This window comes from Pseudomonas sp. RIT-To-2 (assembly GCF_029623465.1).
GTDB lineage: Bacteria > Pseudomonadota > Gammaproteobacteria > Pseudomonadales > Pseudomonadaceae > Aquipseudomonas > Aquipseudomonas silvicola.
Genome location: NZ_JAPYKM010000009.1, coordinates 73,361 through 88,801, shown reverse-complemented (window position 1 = coordinate 88,801; position 15,441 = coordinate 73,361). Strand labels below are relative to the sequence as shown.

Here is a 15,441-nt window from a genome sequence, read left to right as displayed (position 1 = left end):
CACCCCGGGGGCTTCAGTCAACACTTAACCAAGAGAAAGGAATACGTTCATGATCCGCACTCCAAAAAGCCTCATCGCCGTTTGCCTGCTGGCCGCCAGCTCCGCCGCGATGGCGGCTACCACCGCCGAGCTGACCGTCAAGGGCCAGGTCGTTCCGACCGCTTGCGAACCCTCCTTCGCCAACGCCGGCGTGGTGCAATACCAACTGTCCCACGGTGACCTGAACCCAGACGCCACCCTGCCTACCAGCCTGCAAACCAAGAGCCTGGGCTTCACCATCCAGTGCACCAGCGCTACCCCGGTGGCGACCACTTGGGTGGACAACAAGCCAGAGCACAACGACAACCCAGCCCATGCCAACTACTTCGGGTTCGGCAAGGATGCCAACGGCGATCCCATCGGCCGCCTGTGGGTACAACACCCTGGCAGCAAGGCGTTCGGCGACAACCAGCCAGTCGACGTGATCCACAGCACCGACAAGACCACCTGGAGCAAGAACAACTACGGCCAGGTAAGCAAGCAGCACTTCACTTCGTTCGCCGCCGAAGGTGAAACCACCCCGGGCGCCTACAGCGTCTACAGCGGTGACATCCAGCTCAAGCCGACCATCCGCGCCACAGAGCAGATGGATATGTCTGGTGCGCTGGAAATCGACAGCAGCCTGACCATGGAAGTCGTTTACCTGTAAACGGCAACCCGGGCGCCATGACCCCGCATGGCGCCCGTTTCACCTTCGCACGCCCCCTATTTTTCCATCAGAGCCCCCGATGAACCTGCCCAAACCCTTTCTGTGGCTGGTAGTGCCCGTGCTCGCCCTCGGTTTAGCCCCCCAGGCCATGGCCGCCGGGATGGTGCCCGACACTACCGTGCTGCGCGTCAACGTGGCCGATGGCGAAGCCAGCCTGAATGTCACCAACACCGACCAGGCCGCCGCCTTGCTGTACACCTCCCTGACCAACCTTGAACAACAGCCCCAGGCCTACCTGTTGGCCAGCCCTCCCGTTACCCGGGTAGAGGCTGGGGAGAAACAGCTGGTGCGCTTTCTGCTGAAGCCAGGGCAGACCCTCACCGAGCAGCACATGCTGCGGGTGATTTTCGAAGGCATCCCCGAACGTCGGCTGGGCAATCCCAGCGACCTGAACGTCACGGTGCGCCAGAACCTGCCAGTGATCCTGCACCCGAAAGGCTTGGCCGAGGACCCGCAGCCCTGGAAGCGGCTGGCCTGGCGCCAGGAAGCCAACGCCATCACGCTGAGCAATGACAGCCCCTATGTGGTCCGCCTGAGCCAGCATGTCACGCTGCTGCCTGACAAAATCAACCTGGCCTTGCCCCATACCTACGTGCTGCCGCGCAGCCATCTGATTCTTGATCTGCCCGCCCCGCTGAACCCCGGCCAGGCGCGCACCGTTCGCCTGCACCCTGCCAGCCCGTACGGCTTTCAGGGCAAGCCGTACGAAGCGCCACTGACCTGTGCGCCCGACGCACAAGGCTGCTTGCCATGAAGACGGCCAGCCCCCGGCCACGTTGGCCACTGTATTGGGCGATGAGCGCCTGCGTCCTGCCGCTGTCCAGCCATGCCGCCAATGCCGGCTTTGATGCACAAACTTTGAAGCAACGGGGCATCGACCCCAGCCTGAGCCAGTACTTCGCCAAGGCGCCGCGTTTTGCGCCCGGCGTGCGCCGGGTCAACCTCACCGTGAACGGCAAAGCGATTGGCTCAACCGACACGCGCTTCGACGATCAGGGCCAGCTTTGCTTCGACACCCAACTACTCGCCAAGGCCGGCCTGCGCACACCGCCCCAAGCGACGCCGGGCAACGATTGCCATGACTACTTGGCGGCGTTTCCGCGCACCGTGGTCAAACTTCGCCCCGAGCGCCAACAGGTAGACCTGCTGGCCAGCGATGACAGCCTGGAACGCGCGCCCACCCGCACGGCACCGTTCCAGGGCGGCGGCAGTGCCGCCACGCTCAACTACGAAGTGTATGGCGCCGCCAACCAATTCCTGGGCCACTCCAGCCACTACAAGGCTGCCAACGCCGAGTTGGGGGTCAACCTGGGCGACTGGCTGGTGCGCAGCCGCCATAGCTACAGTGCCTTCAATGACCGTGCTCATACCGAGAACCTTTATACCTACGCGCAGAAGACGCTGGTCGAACAAGGCAGCATCCTGCAAGTGGGTGAGTTGAACATCAGCCACTCGGTACTGCCCGGCGGGCCCATCACTGGCATGCAATGGGTACCGGAAGCCGCGCTGCAACGTCGCGGGCACAGCGGCGTGCAGGTGCAAGGGTTCGCCCAGGACAACGCCCGGGTCGAGGTGCGCCAGGCTGGCGCCTTGATTCATGATCAGATGGTGCCCGCCGGCCCCTTCGAACTGCGCGACCTGGCGCTGTTCAACAGCAGCAGCGACCTGGACGTGCGGGTGATCGAAACCAGCGGCCGCGAACAGCGCTTCAGCGTCCCGGCCATCAACCTCGGCACCGCCACCCGGGTAGCAGGCGGTTTTTCGTTCGCCCTGGGCAAGGTGCGTACCTTCCATTCCGACGACCTCAACGCCCCGCTGATGGCCACGGCCTCCAACGGCTGGCTGCTGGGCGAGCGCTACCGTTTCGCCTTGGGCGGCACCCTGGGCGATCATGACTACCGCGCCACCGGCATGACCCTGGACACCGGCTTTGGCCCCGATATCTCGCTGGGGCTGGGCACCCTGCTATCCCACGGCGGCCCCCAGGGCACCAGCGGCGCTCAGTTCAACGGCCAACTCTCGGTAAAATGGCCCCACGGGCTGTCCACCGGGCTGAACCTGAGCCGCGAGACACCCGGCTACCGTGACCTGTCCGACACCCTTGCCCGGCGCTACGACGAACGCCAGTACTACCGCAGCAGCCGTGACCAGTTCGGGCTGTCGGTGAGCTGGTTCGACCCGACGTTCGGCGCACTGTCGGCCACTTACGCCAGCGCGGTGCAGTTCAACGGCCAGCGCAGCGACTTCGTCACCGGCAGTTGGAACCGCAACGTCGGCAAGGTGAACCTGGGGCTGCGGGTGGAACACAACACTCGGCAATTGCGCCGCTACCGGGCCGATCACGAACGCTTTGACCGCCAGGAGCAATCGGCGGTGTACCTCACCGCCAGCCTGCCGCTGGGCAGCGGCAGCCGCCTGCGCAGTTATGCCGGCCGCCGCGGGGAACGCAACACCTATGGCAGCACGCTCAACAGCCAGCTCAGCGACCGCGTGCAGACCAGTTTGAGCGCCGAGTACGAAGCGCCGGATGCCCGCCAGTCGCTAAGCGCCGGGCTCAACCTGCTGACCGACAGCGCCCGCACGCAACTGTCGGTGACCCAGGGCAACGAAGGCCGACGGGGCGCCAGCCTCCAGGCCAGCGGTGCGGTGGCCGTGCACGGTGACGGCGTGACCTTCTCGCCGTACGCCATCGGTGACACCTTCGCCATCGCCCGCGTGGGCGATGTAGCCGGCATCAAGTTGCAGACACCCAGCGGCCCGGTATGGACCGACCGCTCGGGGCAAGCGGTGGTCGCGCAACTGCCGGCCTATCAGCCCAGCCATGTGGAAATCGCCACTCGCAGCCTGCCAAGGGCCGTGGACGTGGTCAATGGGCACCAAGCGATCACGGCCGGCCGTGGCTCGGTGCATCACCTGGGCTTCTCCGTGGTGCACAACCGCCGCGTACTGTTGACCCTGGACGCTGCCAGCCGCGCGCGCCTGAACAAGGGCGACAGCGTGGTCAACGCACAAGGTCAGTTTGTCACCGCCGTGCTGGATGGCGGCCAGGTGTTCCTGGAAAACGCCGATGCCCAGGGCTTGAGCGTTTCACGCCAGGGCGAACGGCTGTGCACACTGGGGTTTGACCTGCCGGCGCAGCCCGACCTGGATAGCCCTTACGAACAGTTGGATGCCCATTGCCCGTCAACCTGAGGCTTATACGATGAATCGACTGAACCTTGCCCTGGGCCTCGCCCTGGCCTGCGCTGCCGCGGGCATCCAGGCGGCCGAGCCCTGCCGTATCGCGCTGGACCAGCCAGAGCTCGACTATGGGGTGCTGCAACTGCCCACGGGAAGCCGGCTGGACAGTTTCCAGCAGCCCCATGCCCTGCCCGTGCGCAATGTGCGGGTGCGTATAAGCTGCCCCGCACCCGGGCCACTGGCCGTGGACCTGACAGGGGCCAGCGAGGGCGGCCAGGCTCGCTTCGCCGATGCAGGCCACCTGCGCCTGCAATTGGCCCAGGCCACCGTCGACGGCGCCGTGGTGGACCTGGCCAACCTCAACCAGGGCCCTACCGGGCACCGCGAGCTGGATGTGCAGCCCGGCCAGCGGATCGTGCCCGTCAACGCCGGCCAACCGGTGCAGGGCAGCGAGTGGGCAATGAACCTGCTCGTGACCCCGAGCCTGCCGCTGGGGGAGCTGCGCCGGGCCGACGAAACCCTGCTGCAGGGCAGCCTGGCCCTGCAACTGGCCGAGTAACGCGCACGCAAGGGCCGAATGGCGAAAGGGCCGTACACTGGGGGCAATTTGCTTTACCATTACGGCCCTTCATTGCCCGTTCTGTATCCGGAGTCTTTCATGACGGCCCACGCCGACCTTTCGCCCACGCTGCAACTTGCTTGCGACCTGATCCGCCGCCCTTCGGTGACCCCCGTGGACGCCGATTGCCAGAAGCTGATGATGCAGCGTCTGGGGGATGCCGGCTTCAAGCTCGAACCCATGCGCATCGAGGACGTCGACAATTTCTGGGCCAGCCACGGTACCCAGGAAGGCCCGGTGCTGTGCTTCGCCGGCCACACCGACGTGGTGCCCACCGGCCCGGTCGCGGCCTGGCAGAATGACCCGTTCGACGCCCTGATCGATGCCGACGGTATGCTGTGCGGCCGCGGCGCCGCCGACATGAAAGGCAGCCTGGCGGCCATGCTGGTGGCGGCCGAACGGTTCGTCGGCGACTACCCCGACCATCGTGGCAGCGTCACCTTCCTGATCACCAGTGACGAAGAAGGTCCTGCCCACCACGGCACCAAGGCCGTGGTCGAGCGCCTGGCCGCGCGCAACGAGCGCCTGGACTGGTGCATCGTCGGCGAACCCTCGAGCACCAGCCTGGTGGGCGATGTGGTGAAGAACGGCCGTCGTGGCTCCCTGGGCGCGACCCTGACCGTGCGCGGCAAGCAAGGCCACGTGGCCTACCCGCACCTGGCCCGCAACCCCATTCACCTGGCGGCCCCGGCCCTGGCGGAACTGGCCGCCGAGCACTGGGACGACGGCAATGCCTTCTTCCCGCCCACCAGCTTCCAGGTCTCGAACCTGAATTCGGGCACTGGCGCCACCAACGTGATCCCCGGCGAACTGACCGCGGTGTTCAACTTCCGCTTCTCCACCGAGTCCACGGTTGAAGGTCTCAAGGCCCGGGTCGCGGCCATTCTCGACAAGCACGAGCTGGACTGGCACGTGGACTGGGCGCTGTCGGGCCTGCCGTTCCTGACCGAGCCCGGCGCCCTGCTGGACGCCGTGTCCGCCAGCATCAAGGCCGTCACCGGCCGTGACACCCAGGCCTCCACCAGCGGCGGTACGTCCGATGGCCGCTTCATCGCCACCCTGGGTACTCAGGTGGTCGAGCTGGGCCCGGTCAACGCCACCATCCACCAGGTCAACGAGCGCGTGCTGGCCAGCGACCTCGACGTACTGACCGAGATCTACTACCAGACCCTGGTGAAGCTGCTCGCATGATGCTCACCTGCCCCATTTGCAATGCCGGCCTCGCCCAGGCCGCCAACGGCGTGGTGTGCCCCGCGAGGCACAGTTTTGACCGCGCCCGCCAGGGTTACCTGAACCTGTTGCCGGTGCAGCACAAGAACAGCCGTGACCCGGGCGACAACCAGGCCATGGTCGAGGCCCGCCGCGACTTCCTCAACGCCGGCCACTACGCCCCCGTGGCCCAGCGCCTGGCCGAACTGGCCGCCGAACGCCGGCCTGGGCGCTGGCTGGACATCGGCTGCGGCGAAGGCTATTACACCGCGCAGATCGCTGACGCCTTGCCCCGGGCCGACGGCTACGCCCTGGACATTTCCCGCGAGGCCGTGAAGCGCGCCTGCAAGCGCAACCCCGCGGTGACCTGGCTAGTGGCGAGCATGGCGCGCATCCCGCTGCCCGATGCCAGCTGCCAGTTCCTGGCCAGCGTGTTCAGCCCGCTGGACTGGCAGGAAGCCAAACGCCTGCTGGCGCCCGGTGGCGGCCTGATGCGCGTGGGGCCCACCCGCGAGCACCTGATGGAACTGCGCGAACAGCTCTATGACGAAGTACGCGAGTACGTCGATGACAAGCACCTGCTGCAGGTGCCAGAGGGCATGGAGCTGGCCCACAGCGAAACCCTGAAGTTCAAGATCAAGCTGATCGACGGCCCGTCGCGCGCCAACCTGCTGGCCATGACGCCCCACGGCTGGCGTGCCAGTGCCGAGCGTCGCGCCCAGGTCATCGAGCAACCACGCCCCTTCGTGGTGACCGTGTCCATGCGTTACGATTATTTTGTGCTGCAACCCTGATTCCGAGTGAGTACGTCCATGCGCCAACCTGATATCGAGATCTACCTCAAAGACGCCGACGTCGACCACAAGGCCATCGCCACCTGGCTGGGCGAGGCCCTGGGCCCGTGCAGCGACTGGGTGCAGAAAGGCCAGACGTGGAAATGCACCGCCGGCAGCGTGCCCGTGACCTGGCTGCCCAAGGCCGTGGGCAAATGGAACAGCCTGTACCTGGAAAGCGACCAGACCCCTTGGGATGACGACATCGCCTGCGCCCGCGCCGCATTTGCCGCCTTGAAGGTAGAAGTGCGCTGCGCCCCGGGCACTTGGGTGGAAGAGGAAGGCGAAGAAAGCGCCGACACCTGGATTCGCGTCAGCGAAGATGGCGAAGAGCAGATCACCTGGCGTACCAGCTGAATTCCCAGGCAATCCCCCTGCAGGACCAGCCGAAGCGCGGGAAGCGGGTAACCCGATCCATCGGGCCTTCCTTTTCCCCAGCTTCGCCCGGTCCTGCAGAAGTGCAGCGCAGTCCTCAGAGACCCTGCACGTCCTCGGCCTGCGGGCCCTTGGGGCCGTCGAAGAGGGCGTATTCCACCTGCTGCCCTTCTACCAGCGAGCGATGCCCCTCGCCGCGGATGGCGCGGAAATGCACGAACACATCCGCCCCACCCTCACGCTGGATAAAGCCATAGCCCTTGGCATCGTTGAACCATTTGACGCTTCCTGTCTCACGAGACGACATCGGCACTACTCCGTTCATTTCTATTTATGGACCCGCTGTTGCCCGCCCCTCAAGGGCCGGCGCTCCTTTGCCAGGCGCGGCCGAGTGTAGGCCGCGCCTGTCACAATTATTATGACGGCGGCGCTTTTTGCCAAACGATCGACCCTGTACAGTGCCGATCATCCGTTTCAAGCAAGCACAGGCCTTATGACCCGTTTCCCGTTCCGCCGTTTTGCCTTTGGCACCCTGCGCCGACTGCTGTACCTGTGGGTTCGTTCCGAGACCATCAACCAGTCGTCTTTCACCCTGAACCTGGACCGCAGCCGGCCAGTGTTCTATGTGTTGCAGTCGCCGTCGGCCAGTGACCTGGCGGTGCTGGACACCGAATGCTCCAAGGCCGGGCTGCCGCGCCCAGTGCTGCCGGTAGCCGTGGGCGACCGGATCGAGCCTGCCGCCTTCTTCTACCTCACCCCGGAACCGGACTGGCTGGGGCGCCAGGACAAGCGTGGCGCACCGCCGACGCTGGAGCGCTTGATAGCCGCCATCAGCCAGAATGCCGAAGAAGATGCACAAATCATTCCCGTCAGCGTGTTCTGGGGCCAATCGCCCGCCAGCGAGTCCAGCCCCTGGAAACTGCTGTTCGCCGACAGCTGGGCGGTCACAGGCCGTCTGCGCCGGCTGGTCAGCATCCTGATCCTGGGCCGCAAGACCCGCGTGCAATTCTCCGCACCTATCCATTTGCGCGAACTGGTTGCCCAGAACAAGGGCCACGAGCGCACCCTGCGCCTGGCCCAACGCCTCTTGAGGGTGCATTTTCGTAACCTCAAGGCCGCGGTCATCGGTCCGGATATTTCCCACCGCCGCAACCTGGTCAAGGGCCTGATCCACGACAGCCAGGTGCGGCAGGCCATCAGTGAAGAAGCCGAGCGGCAGAACATCCCGCTGGCCAAGGCCGAAGCGCAGGCGCTGCGCTATGGCAACGAAATCGCCTCGGATTACACCTACACCGCCATCCGTTTCCTGGAAGTAGTGCTCAGCTGGTTCTGGAACAAGATCTACGACGGCATCAAGGTCAACCACCTCGAAGGCGTACAGGAGATTGCCCCAGGGCACGAGGTCATCTATGTACCCTGCCATCGCAGCCACATCGATTACCTGCTGCTGTCCTACCTGCTGTTTCGCAACGGCCTGACGCCCCCGCACATTGCCGCGGGCATCAACCTGAACATGCCGGTCATCGGTGGCCTGCTGCGCCGCGGTGGCGCGTTCTTCATGCGTCGTACCTTCAAGGGCAACCCGCTGTACACGGCGGTGTTCAACGAATACCTGCACACCTTGTTCACCAAGGGCTTCCCGGTGGAGTATTTCGTCGAGGGCGGCCGCTCGCGCACCGGGCGCATGTTGCAACCCAAGACCGGCATGCTGGCCATCACCCTGCGCAGCTTCCTGCGCTCCTCGCGCATGCCCATCGTCTTCGTGCCGGTGTACATCGGCTACGAGCGGGTACTGGAAGGTCGTACGTACCTGGGTGAGCTGCGTGGGGCCAGCAAGAAGAAGGAGTCGATCTTCGACATCTTCAAGGTCATCGGTGCGCTCAAGCAGCGTTTCGGCCAAGTGGCGGTGAACTTCGGCGAACCGATCCGCCTCGCCGAGTTTCTCGACGCCGAGCAACCCGGTTGGCGCGAACAGGACCACGGCCCGCAGTTCAAGCCCCAGTGGTTGCATGAAACCACCCATCGCCTGGGCGCGCAGGTGGCCCGCCACCTCAATGAAGCCGCAGCCATCAACCCGGTGAACCTGGTGGCGCTGGCGCTGTTGTCCACTACACGCCTGGCCCTGGACGATGCCGCCATGGCACGGGTGCTGGACCTGTACCTGGCGCTGCTGCGCAAGGTGCCTTATTCGCCCCACACCACCCTGCCCGAAGGCGATGGCCGCGCGCTGATCGACCACGTCAAGGCCATGGACCTGCTGTCCGAACAAAGTGACGCCCTGGGCAAGATTCTCTACCTGGGCGAGCAGAACGCAGTATTGATGACCTACTACCGCAACAACGTGTTGCACATCTTCGCGTTGCCCGCGCTACTGGCCAGCTTCTTCCAGAGCAGTGCACGCATGAGCCGTGACCAGTTGCTGCGATACACCCGGGCCCTGTACCCGTACCTGCAGTCGGAGCTGTTCATTCGCTGGTCGGTGGACGAGCTCGAAGGCGTCATCGACCAGTGGCTGGGCGCCTTTGTCGAACAGGGCCTGCTGCGGGTCGAGAACGACATCTACCAACGGCCCGCACCCAGCTCGCGCAAATTCGTGCTGCTGACGCTGCTGTCGCGCAGCATCAACCAGACCCTGCAACGCTTCTACATGGCTATCGCCCTGCTGCTCAACAGCGGCCAGAACACCCTCACTGCCGAAGCCCTGGAAGACCTGTGCACCATCATGGCCCAGCGCCTGTCCATTCTGCATGGCCTGAATGCGCCGGAATTCTTCGACAAGAGCCTGTTCCGCCACTTCATTCAGACCCTGCTCGACCAAGGCGTGCTGAGCCGCGACACCGACGGCAAACTGGGTTACCTGGAGGGGCTGGGGGAACTGGCTGAAGGTGCCGCCAAGCGGGTACTGCCGGCCGACCTGCGCCTATCGATTCGCCAGGTGGCACTGCACCGCAGCGATGAAGCCTTTCAGGGAAGCTGAAGTCAGCGGCGATTATCCGTATCCTGTGCACTCTTTCGCTGCACCCGATACGGAGATCCGCCCATGAAACAACTCACTCTGGTACTGCTCAGCGCCCTGCTGGGCGCGTGCAGCTCGTTCGATGGCGCCCCCCAGGCCAGCCTGGACGGTGAGGTGTTCTACCTGCAGCGCATCGCACTGCCACCGTCGGCCACCCTCAGCGTCAGCCTGCAGGACGTGTCCCTGGCCGACGCTCCGGCCCAGGTACTGGCCAGCCAGAACGGCCCGATCAAGGGCCAGGTGCCCCTGCCCTTCCAGCTCAGATATGACCCGCGGCAGGTGCAGCCCGGCCATCGCTATGCGGTCAGCGCCCGCATCGAATCCCAGGGTCAGCTGTTGTTCATCAGCACCGAGCAGCACACCGTGCAACTGGATGGCAAGGACGCGCAGCCGCTGCGCATTCGCCTGAACCCCGTCAGTCAACCCACCACCGCCCCATAAGGACGCTGCCATGCTTCGTCGCTCCCTCACTGCCACCGGCCTGATGGCCGGTCTGCTGCTCTGCGCCAACGCCTTCGCCCTGGATATCTCCAGCCTGTCACAGGGTGACGCCAGCGGCGGCCTCAAGGACGCCCTGACCCAGGGGGCCCAGGTGGCGGTCAAGCAACTGGGCACCCCCGGTGGCTTCAGCAACAACCCGGACGTGCGCATCGAACTACCCGGCAAACTGGGCAAGGCTGCCAAGACCATGAAGAAATTCGGCATGGGCGGCCAGGTGGACGCCCTGGAAACCAGCATGAACCAGGCGGCCGAAGCCGCCATGCCGCAAGCCCAGGCACTGCTGGTAGACGCCGTGAAGAAGATGACCGTGACCGATGCCAAGGGCATCCTGACCGGTGGTAACGACTCGGCCACCCAGTACCTGAGCAAGACCAGCCGGGAACAGATCCGCGCCAAGTTTCTGCCCATCGTCAAACAGGCCACCGACAAGGTCGGCCTGGCGCAGAAGTTCAACAGCTTCGCCGGCCAGGCCGCCAGCCTGGGCGTGATCGATGCCAAGGACTCTAACCTTGAAGGCTATGTGACCGAACAGGCGCTGAACGGCCTGTTCAAGGAAATCGCCAACCAGGAAGCCAGCATCCGCAAAAACCCGGCACAGGCGGCGACCAGCTTGGCGAAGAAGGTGTTCAGCGCACTCTGATGCGTGCACCTGATGCTGCGCAGCGGCCGTGACGCGGCCTGATGGCCGCTGCCGCATCTGGGGAGGTGGCTGAATTACTCCCAGGTTTGTCAGGGCAAAGTGGCGGATTCACAGATACTGTCTCAATATTCATGTTTATTGAGACAGCAATACAGCAGACAAACGATCATCTCTCAATTTTCAAGATTGTTGAGATAACGCCTGATCACCTGCATCAGAACCGATAAACCGCCGCCAGTACCGCCGAACGCCCATCCCCATACTCCACCGCCGAAGATCGCGTATTGCTACCTGTCACCGACCGCACCCGCTCGATGTACCGGGTGTCCAGCAGGTTGTCGAGGTTAAGCTGGAGGTCCAGTTCCGGGCTGACGCGGTAGCCGACCATGGCCTGGTGCACCCAGTAACCATCCAGCTTGTAGCTTTCGTCGTTTCGAAGGTTGCGCTCGCTGACATGACGCGCGCCGTACCCCACGCGCCAGTCATCAGACAGCTGATAGGCCGTCCACAGGCTGAATGAGCGTGGCGGCGTGTTGGCCAGTGCCTGCCCCACGGCCTGCGGATGGGTGCGCGACTTCAGGGTTTCGCTATGCAGGAAGCTGTAGTTGGCGAACACCTGCCACTGCTTGCTCAAACGGCCGGTTGCAGCCAGCTCCAACCCTTGCACCCGCTGCAGGCCCGCGAGCAGCGACTCGCCGGTTTCAAGCTTCTCGCGCACGTTGTCCTTCTGCATGCGGAACAGCGCCGCGTCCAGTTGCAAACCGCCCGCGAACATCTCCCATTTGGTGCCCAGTTCCCAGGTTCGGCTGGTCTCCGGCGCCACCTTGCGCGTCTGCCGGGTCACGCCATAGCCCCCGGTCACCAGGTTTTCAGCGCTAGGGTTGAACGAGTTGCCATAGGCCAGATACACGCGACCATTGGGCGCCGGTTTGTACACCAGTCCGGCGCGGTGGCTGAGGAAGGTGTCCCGGGTTTCATGCTCCCCCACCGCACCACCTGGCTTGCGCTCCAGGCTGCTGCCGTCGATCCAGTCATGGCGCAGTCCCAGCACCAGGTCCCACTCGGGGGTGAAGCTCAGGGTGTCGAACACATACAGCCCGGTGGTCTGCAGGCGGTTGCGCACCGAGGCACCGCGGGTGCGGTCCAGCGGCCCGTGCCAGTAGCCTGGCGGGTTGGCCAGGTCATGGACGGGGCCGTCCTTCAGGCCCACCTTGGCGTAACCGTTGGTGTCACGCCGGTAGCGCTCATACGATACATCCAGCCCCGTCACCAGGGCATGGCCGACACCGAATGTGTCAAACCGGCTGGTGAGGCTCGTGCTGTTGAGCCACTGGTCGGTCACGGTGTCGCGACCGTAGCCCTGAGGGCCAGCAGGCCGGTACTTGCCCGGTGGCAGCCCCGCCTGGTTGACATGGGACGCCGACACCACGCCGCTACGATCGACCCGGGCGTAGCGCAGGGTGTTCTGCAGCGACAGGCCGTCGTCGAAATCGTGCTCGAACACAGCACTGAGCCGGTCCGTGGTGATGTGGTCCTTGTCCAGGTTGCGCCAGCCGAAGTAGCTGTCACGGGAGACCCCGTCCAGCACCTTGCCGCGCAACGTCGGCAGACCATAGTCCGGCAGGTTGTCATCCTGCTGGTGGTAGTAGCTGAGGGTCAGGCGGGTATCTTCCCCCAGACCCAGCAGTACAGAGGGCGCCAGCCCCCAGCGCTCGCGATCGATCTGCTTGCGCCCCGGCACGTCATTGCGGTGAGCCATGAGGTTGAGGCGCACGGCACTGCCGCTCCCCACGCCCGGCAGCGGCTGGTTGGTGTCCAGGGTCAGGCGGCGGTACTGATCGGTGCCCAGGCCTGCGCCCAACTCGGTGAACGCCTCGGGCTGGGGTGTCTTGCTCACCAGGTTGACGCTGCCGCCCGTGGTGCCGGCGCCACCGAACACCGAGTTGGGGCCCTTGATCACCTCGACGGCCTGCAGGTTGAAGCTGTCGCTGCGGGTGGTCTGGGCGCTGTCGCGCAGGCCATCGAGCAGCACGTTGCTGGAGGCATTGAAACCACGAATGTTGATCAGGTCGCCGGAGCCGCCGCCGCCTTCGCCCGCGGCGAAGGTGATGCCTGAAACGTTGGACAGCACCTGGCGCAGGCTCAGGGCATTCTGCTCACGCATGATCTGCTCGCCCACCACCGTGATCGTCTGCGGCACCTCCAGCAGCGGCTCGCTGAGCTTGGCCGAGGCCGAGCGCTCGGTCTTGTAAGCGCGCTGGCGTTCGCGCTCGGCCTCTACCCGCAGCGATTCAAGCTCCAGCGGCGCGCCTTCGGCGAGTGCCAGCCAGGAGCACGACATCAACGCCAGGCCGGTAACCGGCCTTGCAGCTCCTTGTTTTTGATGTGCCATGAAACAGTTCCTCCCCAAAATCGAGGGGGCAGTTTATGGGCCTGAAACGCGAAAAAACCGGCGCCGAGAAAATCAGGAAGGGTCCTACTCGACGTCTGTAGGACTACCAACCCTGCAGCGTCGCTCAGGGCTTGAGGGCTTTCTTGGGGTAGATATCATAGCGGCTCGACTTGCCTTCCAGGCTGTGGCTCGGCTTCGGCCCTTCGATGCACGGGGCCTTGCGCGGGCGCTTCACCACCACCCGGTGGCTGGCCAGTGCCAATGCGGCGGCCAGCAGCGCCGGGGCGTCCATGTCGTCGCCTACCAGAGGGCGGAACAGGCGCATTTCCTTTTTCACCAGGGCGCTCTTCTCACGATGAGGGAACATGGGGTCCAGGTAGATGACCTGCGGCGGCTCGCCTTCCCACGCGCGAATCAGGTCAATGGAATTGCCCTTGAGCAACTGCATGCGGGCGACGATCGCACCCACCTCCAGGTCCCCCGCCGCGCGGGCAAGGCCGTCTTCCAGCAACGCGCCGATAATGGGCTGGCGTTCGATCAGGCTCATGTCGCAGCCCAGGCTGGCCAGCACGAAGGCGTCCTTGCCCAGGCCTGCGGTGGCGTCCAGCACGCGTGGGCGCACCCCCTGCTGAACGCCTACGGCCTTGGCGATCATCTGCCCGCTGCCACCGCCGAACAGGCGCCGGTGGGCCACGGCGCCCTCGACAAAGTCCACCCGCACCGGCCCTGGGGCATCGTCGCCCAGCTGTTGCAATTGCAAGCCGGCCTCGGTGGCCTGCAGGGCAAATTCAGCGTCGTCAATGGCCAGGGGCAGGGCCAGGCGCTCCGCCCACTGCTGTGCCACCGGTTGAAGGGCGCCGTTCTGGGCCTCGACGCGGATACGAACCGCCGCTTGCTGCTGTGCCATGGAATCCACTACTCAAAAAAGTTAAAGATCGGCCCAAGCGGCCGATAACGAATATGTCCGGTATTTTGCCAGAGCCAGTGCCCTTACGTGCCATGAGCAACCTTCAGACCACATCGATCGGCTACATTTCGCCCCACGGCGACTTCAGCCGCCAGAATACCCAGGCATTGGGTGGCATCAGCCACCTGTGGTCGGACTTCTTCGCCCAGGCCATGGCCGAGCAGGTCGGCGACCAGCCCGAGGGTAGCCTGACGCTGCCTGCCGAGGCGCAAGACCCTGAGGTCGAGCCGGCCGGTGGTGGTGATGTATTGGCCCAGATTCTCTCCCAGCGCCTGTGCGACGTACAGGACACCGAAGTACGGCCGCCCGAGCCGCTGTTCCTGCCCAAGGCCGAGTTCGAGACCGAACTGCTGGACAAACCCGCGCCGCCCTACCCGCCGGAAGAAATCGTCGACCAGCAAAAGCAGCTGGACTTCGACAACGGCTGGGTACGCCCCGTCGTGATGAACGCCAACCAGCCGCAGCCCGAGCCAGGCCCTGCGCCTGCGCCCAAGTCGCTGTTCCTGCCGATCGCCGAGTTCGAGTGGGACCTGGCCGACAAGCACGTGCCCTACGACGAGCAGACCCTGGCCGAGCAGGACAAGGCGTTCGCCTACGACACCAAATGGGCACGGCCGCTGATCGTCAACAACCTGCGCCTGGCGGCCTGACGCCTTTTCGCCCTCCCTCCCCCCTATCAACACCCCCGGCGCCAGTGAGATAATCGCCCGATCTATTTCGGAGACGCCCAGATGACTCAGCAACCCCATGTCCATGGCCCAGACTGCAACCATGACCACGAGCACGATCATGGTCACCATCATGACCATGGCCATGTACACGGCCCACACTGCAACCACGCCCCCCAGGAGCCCGTGCGCAATACCCTGAAGGACGTCGGCCGCAACGACCCGTGCCCCTGCGGCAACGGCAAGAAATTCAAGAAGTGCCACGGCGCCTGATCGAATTCACCGCAGCCACG

At 64.8% G+C, this 15,441-nt stretch carries 15 protein-coding genes; 12 read left to right on the top strand and 3 right to left on the bottom strand.

Features of this window, described 5'->3' with window-relative positions; all coding sequences use genetic code 11:
* The first annotated feature begins 49 nt into the window (after positions 1-49).
* The 7 genes from QBK88_RS10695 (at position 50) to QBK88_RS10665 (ending at position 6,946) form a co-directional block, all read left to right on the top strand.
* Entirely contained in the window at positions 50-688 is a 639-nt protein-coding gene (locus QBK88_RS10695; protein ID WP_277962013.1) for a DUF1120 domain-containing protein, read from the top strand.
* A gap of 79 nt (positions 689-767) precedes the next feature.
* Complete coding sequence (locus QBK88_RS10690; protein WP_277962012.1) at positions 768-1,502, top strand: fimbria/pilus chaperone family protein; 735 nt, start codon at positions 768-770, stop codon at positions 1,500-1,502.
* Positions 1,499-3,940, top strand: coding sequence for a fimbria/pilus outer membrane usher protein (locus QBK88_RS10685; protein ID WP_277962011.1), 2,442 nt, complete (start codon positions 1,499-1,501; stop codon positions 3,938-3,940). The genes QBK88_RS10690 and QBK88_RS10685 overlap by 4 nt, the downstream gene beginning before the upstream one ends.
* A gap of 10 nt (positions 3,941-3,950) precedes the next feature.
* The gene (locus tag QBK88_RS10680) at positions 3,951-4,487 is read left to right on the top strand and encodes a hypothetical protein (protein WP_277962010.1); all 537 of its coding nucleotides are present in this window, start codon (positions 3,951-3,953) and stop codon (positions 4,485-4,487) included.
* Positions 4,488-4,586: 99 nt separating this feature from the next.
* Complete coding sequence (gene dapE, locus QBK88_RS10675) at positions 4,587-5,738, top strand: succinyl-diaminopimelate desuccinylase (RefSeq protein ID WP_277962009.1); 1,152 nt, start codon at positions 4,587-4,589, stop codon at positions 5,736-5,738.
* The gene (locus QBK88_RS10670) at positions 5,738-6,550 is read left to right on the top strand and encodes a putative RNA methyltransferase (protein WP_277962093.1); all 813 of its coding nucleotides are present in this window, start codon (positions 5,738-5,740) and stop codon (positions 6,548-6,550) included. Before dapE ends, QBK88_RS10670 begins: the two co-directional genes overlap by 1 nt.
* Before the next feature lie 18 nt (positions 6,551-6,568).
* Positions 6,569-6,946 carry a hypothetical protein gene (locus tag QBK88_RS10665; protein ID WP_277962008.1) on the top strand — a complete coding sequence of 126 codons (378 nt, stop codon included), beginning with the start codon at positions 6,569-6,571 and terminating at the stop codon, positions 6,944-6,946.
* A 115-nt stretch (positions 6,947-7,061) separates the two neighbouring features.
* Here the strand turns inward: QBK88_RS10665 and QBK88_RS10660 are convergent, their stop codons facing one another.
* Positions 7,062-7,271 (bottom strand): cold-shock protein, encoded by a 210-nt coding sequence (locus QBK88_RS10660; protein WP_277962007.1) that lies wholly within the window; start codon positions 7,269-7,271, stop codon positions 7,062-7,064.
* Between the two features lie 186 nt (positions 7,272-7,457).
* On the opposite strand from QBK88_RS10660, the gene plsB reads away from it, so the two are divergent.
* The 3 genes from plsB (at position 7,458) to QBK88_RS10645 (ending at position 11,121) form a co-directional block, all read left to right on the top strand.
* The gene (gene plsB, locus QBK88_RS10655) at positions 7,458-9,941 is read left to right on the top strand and encodes a glycerol-3-phosphate 1-O-acyltransferase PlsB (RefSeq protein WP_277962006.1); all 2,484 of its coding nucleotides are present in this window, start codon (positions 7,458-7,460) and stop codon (positions 9,939-9,941) included.
* 63 nt (positions 9,942-10,004) lie between these two features.
* Positions 10,005-10,421, top strand: a complete 417-nt coding sequence (locus tag QBK88_RS10650; protein ID WP_268149166.1) for a YbaY family lipoprotein — start codon at positions 10,005-10,007, stop codon at positions 10,419-10,421.
* A 10-nt stretch (positions 10,422-10,431) separates the two neighbouring features.
* Positions 10,432-11,121, top strand: coding sequence for a DUF4197 domain-containing protein (locus tag QBK88_RS10645; protein WP_277962005.1), 690 nt, complete (start codon positions 10,432-10,434; stop codon positions 11,119-11,121).
* 214 nt (positions 11,122-11,335) lie between these two features.
* On the opposite strand, the gene QBK88_RS10640 is transcribed toward QBK88_RS10645, so the two are convergent.
* Both QBK88_RS10640 and QBK88_RS10635 read right to left on the bottom strand, forming a co-directional pair.
* Positions 11,336-13,513 carry a TonB-dependent siderophore receptor gene (locus QBK88_RS10640; protein ID WP_277962004.1) on the bottom strand — a complete coding sequence of 726 codons (2,178 nt, stop codon included), beginning with the start codon at positions 13,511-13,513 and terminating at the stop codon, positions 11,336-11,338.
* Positions 13,514-13,637: 124 nt separating this feature from the next.
* Positions 13,638-14,420, bottom strand: coding sequence for a class I SAM-dependent methyltransferase (locus QBK88_RS10635; RefSeq protein WP_277962003.1), 783 nt, complete (start codon positions 14,418-14,420; stop codon positions 13,638-13,640).
* Positions 14,421-14,512: 92 nt separating this feature from the next.
* On the opposite strand from QBK88_RS10635, the gene QBK88_RS10630 reads away from it, so the two are divergent.
* Together QBK88_RS10630 and QBK88_RS10625 are read left to right on the top strand one after the other, a co-directional pair.
* The gene (locus QBK88_RS10630; protein ID WP_277962002.1) at positions 14,513-15,130 is read left to right on the top strand and encodes an energy transducer TonB; all 618 of its coding nucleotides are present in this window, start codon (positions 14,513-14,515) and stop codon (positions 15,128-15,130) included.
* 81 nt (positions 15,131-15,211) lie between these two features.
* Positions 15,212-15,421, top strand: a complete 210-nt coding sequence (locus QBK88_RS10625; RefSeq protein WP_268149157.1) for an SEC-C metal-binding domain-containing protein — start codon at positions 15,212-15,214, stop codon at positions 15,419-15,421.
* The last annotated feature ends 20 nt before the right edge of the window (positions 15,422-15,441 follow it).

Excerpts from the sequence above, each read along its gene's own strand:
- QBK88_RS10695 (WP_277962013.1), top strand. The coding sequence starts at position 50 with ATGATCCGCACTCCAAAAAGCCTCATCGCCGTTTGCCTGCTGGCCGCC.
- QBK88_RS10690 (WP_277962012.1), top strand. The coding sequence starts at position 768 with ATGAACCTGCCCAAACCCTTTCTGTGGCTGGTAGTGCCCGTGCTCGCC.
- QBK88_RS10685 (WP_277962011.1), top strand. The coding sequence starts at position 1,499 with ATGAAGACGGCCAGCCCCCGGCCACGTTGGCCACTGTATTGGGCGATG.
- QBK88_RS10680 (WP_277962010.1), top strand. The coding sequence starts at position 3,951 with ATGAATCGACTGAACCTTGCCCTGGGCCTCGCCCTGGCCTGCGCTGCC.
- dapE (WP_277962009.1), top strand. The coding sequence starts at position 4,587 with ATGACGGCCCACGCCGACCTTTCGCCCACGCTGCAACTTGCTTGCGAC.
- QBK88_RS10670 (WP_277962093.1), top strand. The coding sequence starts at position 5,738 with ATGCTCACCTGCCCCATTTGCAATGCCGGCCTCGCCCAGGCCGCCAAC.
- QBK88_RS10665 (WP_277962008.1), top strand. The coding sequence starts at position 6,569 with ATGCGCCAACCTGATATCGAGATCTACCTCAAAGACGCCGACGTCGAC.
- QBK88_RS10660 (WP_277962007.1), bottom strand. The coding sequence starts at position 7,271 with ATGTCGTCTCGTGAGACAGGAAGCGTCAAATGGTTCAACGATGCCAAG.
- plsB (WP_277962006.1), top strand. The coding sequence starts at position 7,458 with ATGACCCGTTTCCCGTTCCGCCGTTTTGCCTTTGGCACCCTGCGCCGA.
- QBK88_RS10650 (WP_268149166.1), top strand. The coding sequence starts at position 10,005 with ATGAAACAACTCACTCTGGTACTGCTCAGCGCCCTGCTGGGCGCGTGC.
- QBK88_RS10645 (WP_277962005.1), top strand. The coding sequence starts at position 10,432 with ATGCTTCGTCGCTCCCTCACTGCCACCGGCCTGATGGCCGGTCTGCTG.
- QBK88_RS10640 (WP_277962004.1), bottom strand. The coding sequence starts at position 13,513 with ATGGCACATCAAAAACAAGGAGCTGCAAGGCCGGTTACCGGCCTGGCG.
- QBK88_RS10635 (WP_277962003.1), bottom strand. The coding sequence starts at position 14,420 with ATGGCACAGCAGCAAGCGGCGGTTCGTATCCGCGTCGAGGCCCAGAAC.
- QBK88_RS10630 (WP_277962002.1), top strand. The coding sequence starts at position 14,513 with ATGAGCAACCTTCAGACCACATCGATCGGCTACATTTCGCCCCACGGC.
- QBK88_RS10625 (WP_268149157.1), top strand. The coding sequence starts at position 15,212 with ATGACTCAGCAACCCCATGTCCATGGCCCAGACTGCAACCATGACCAC.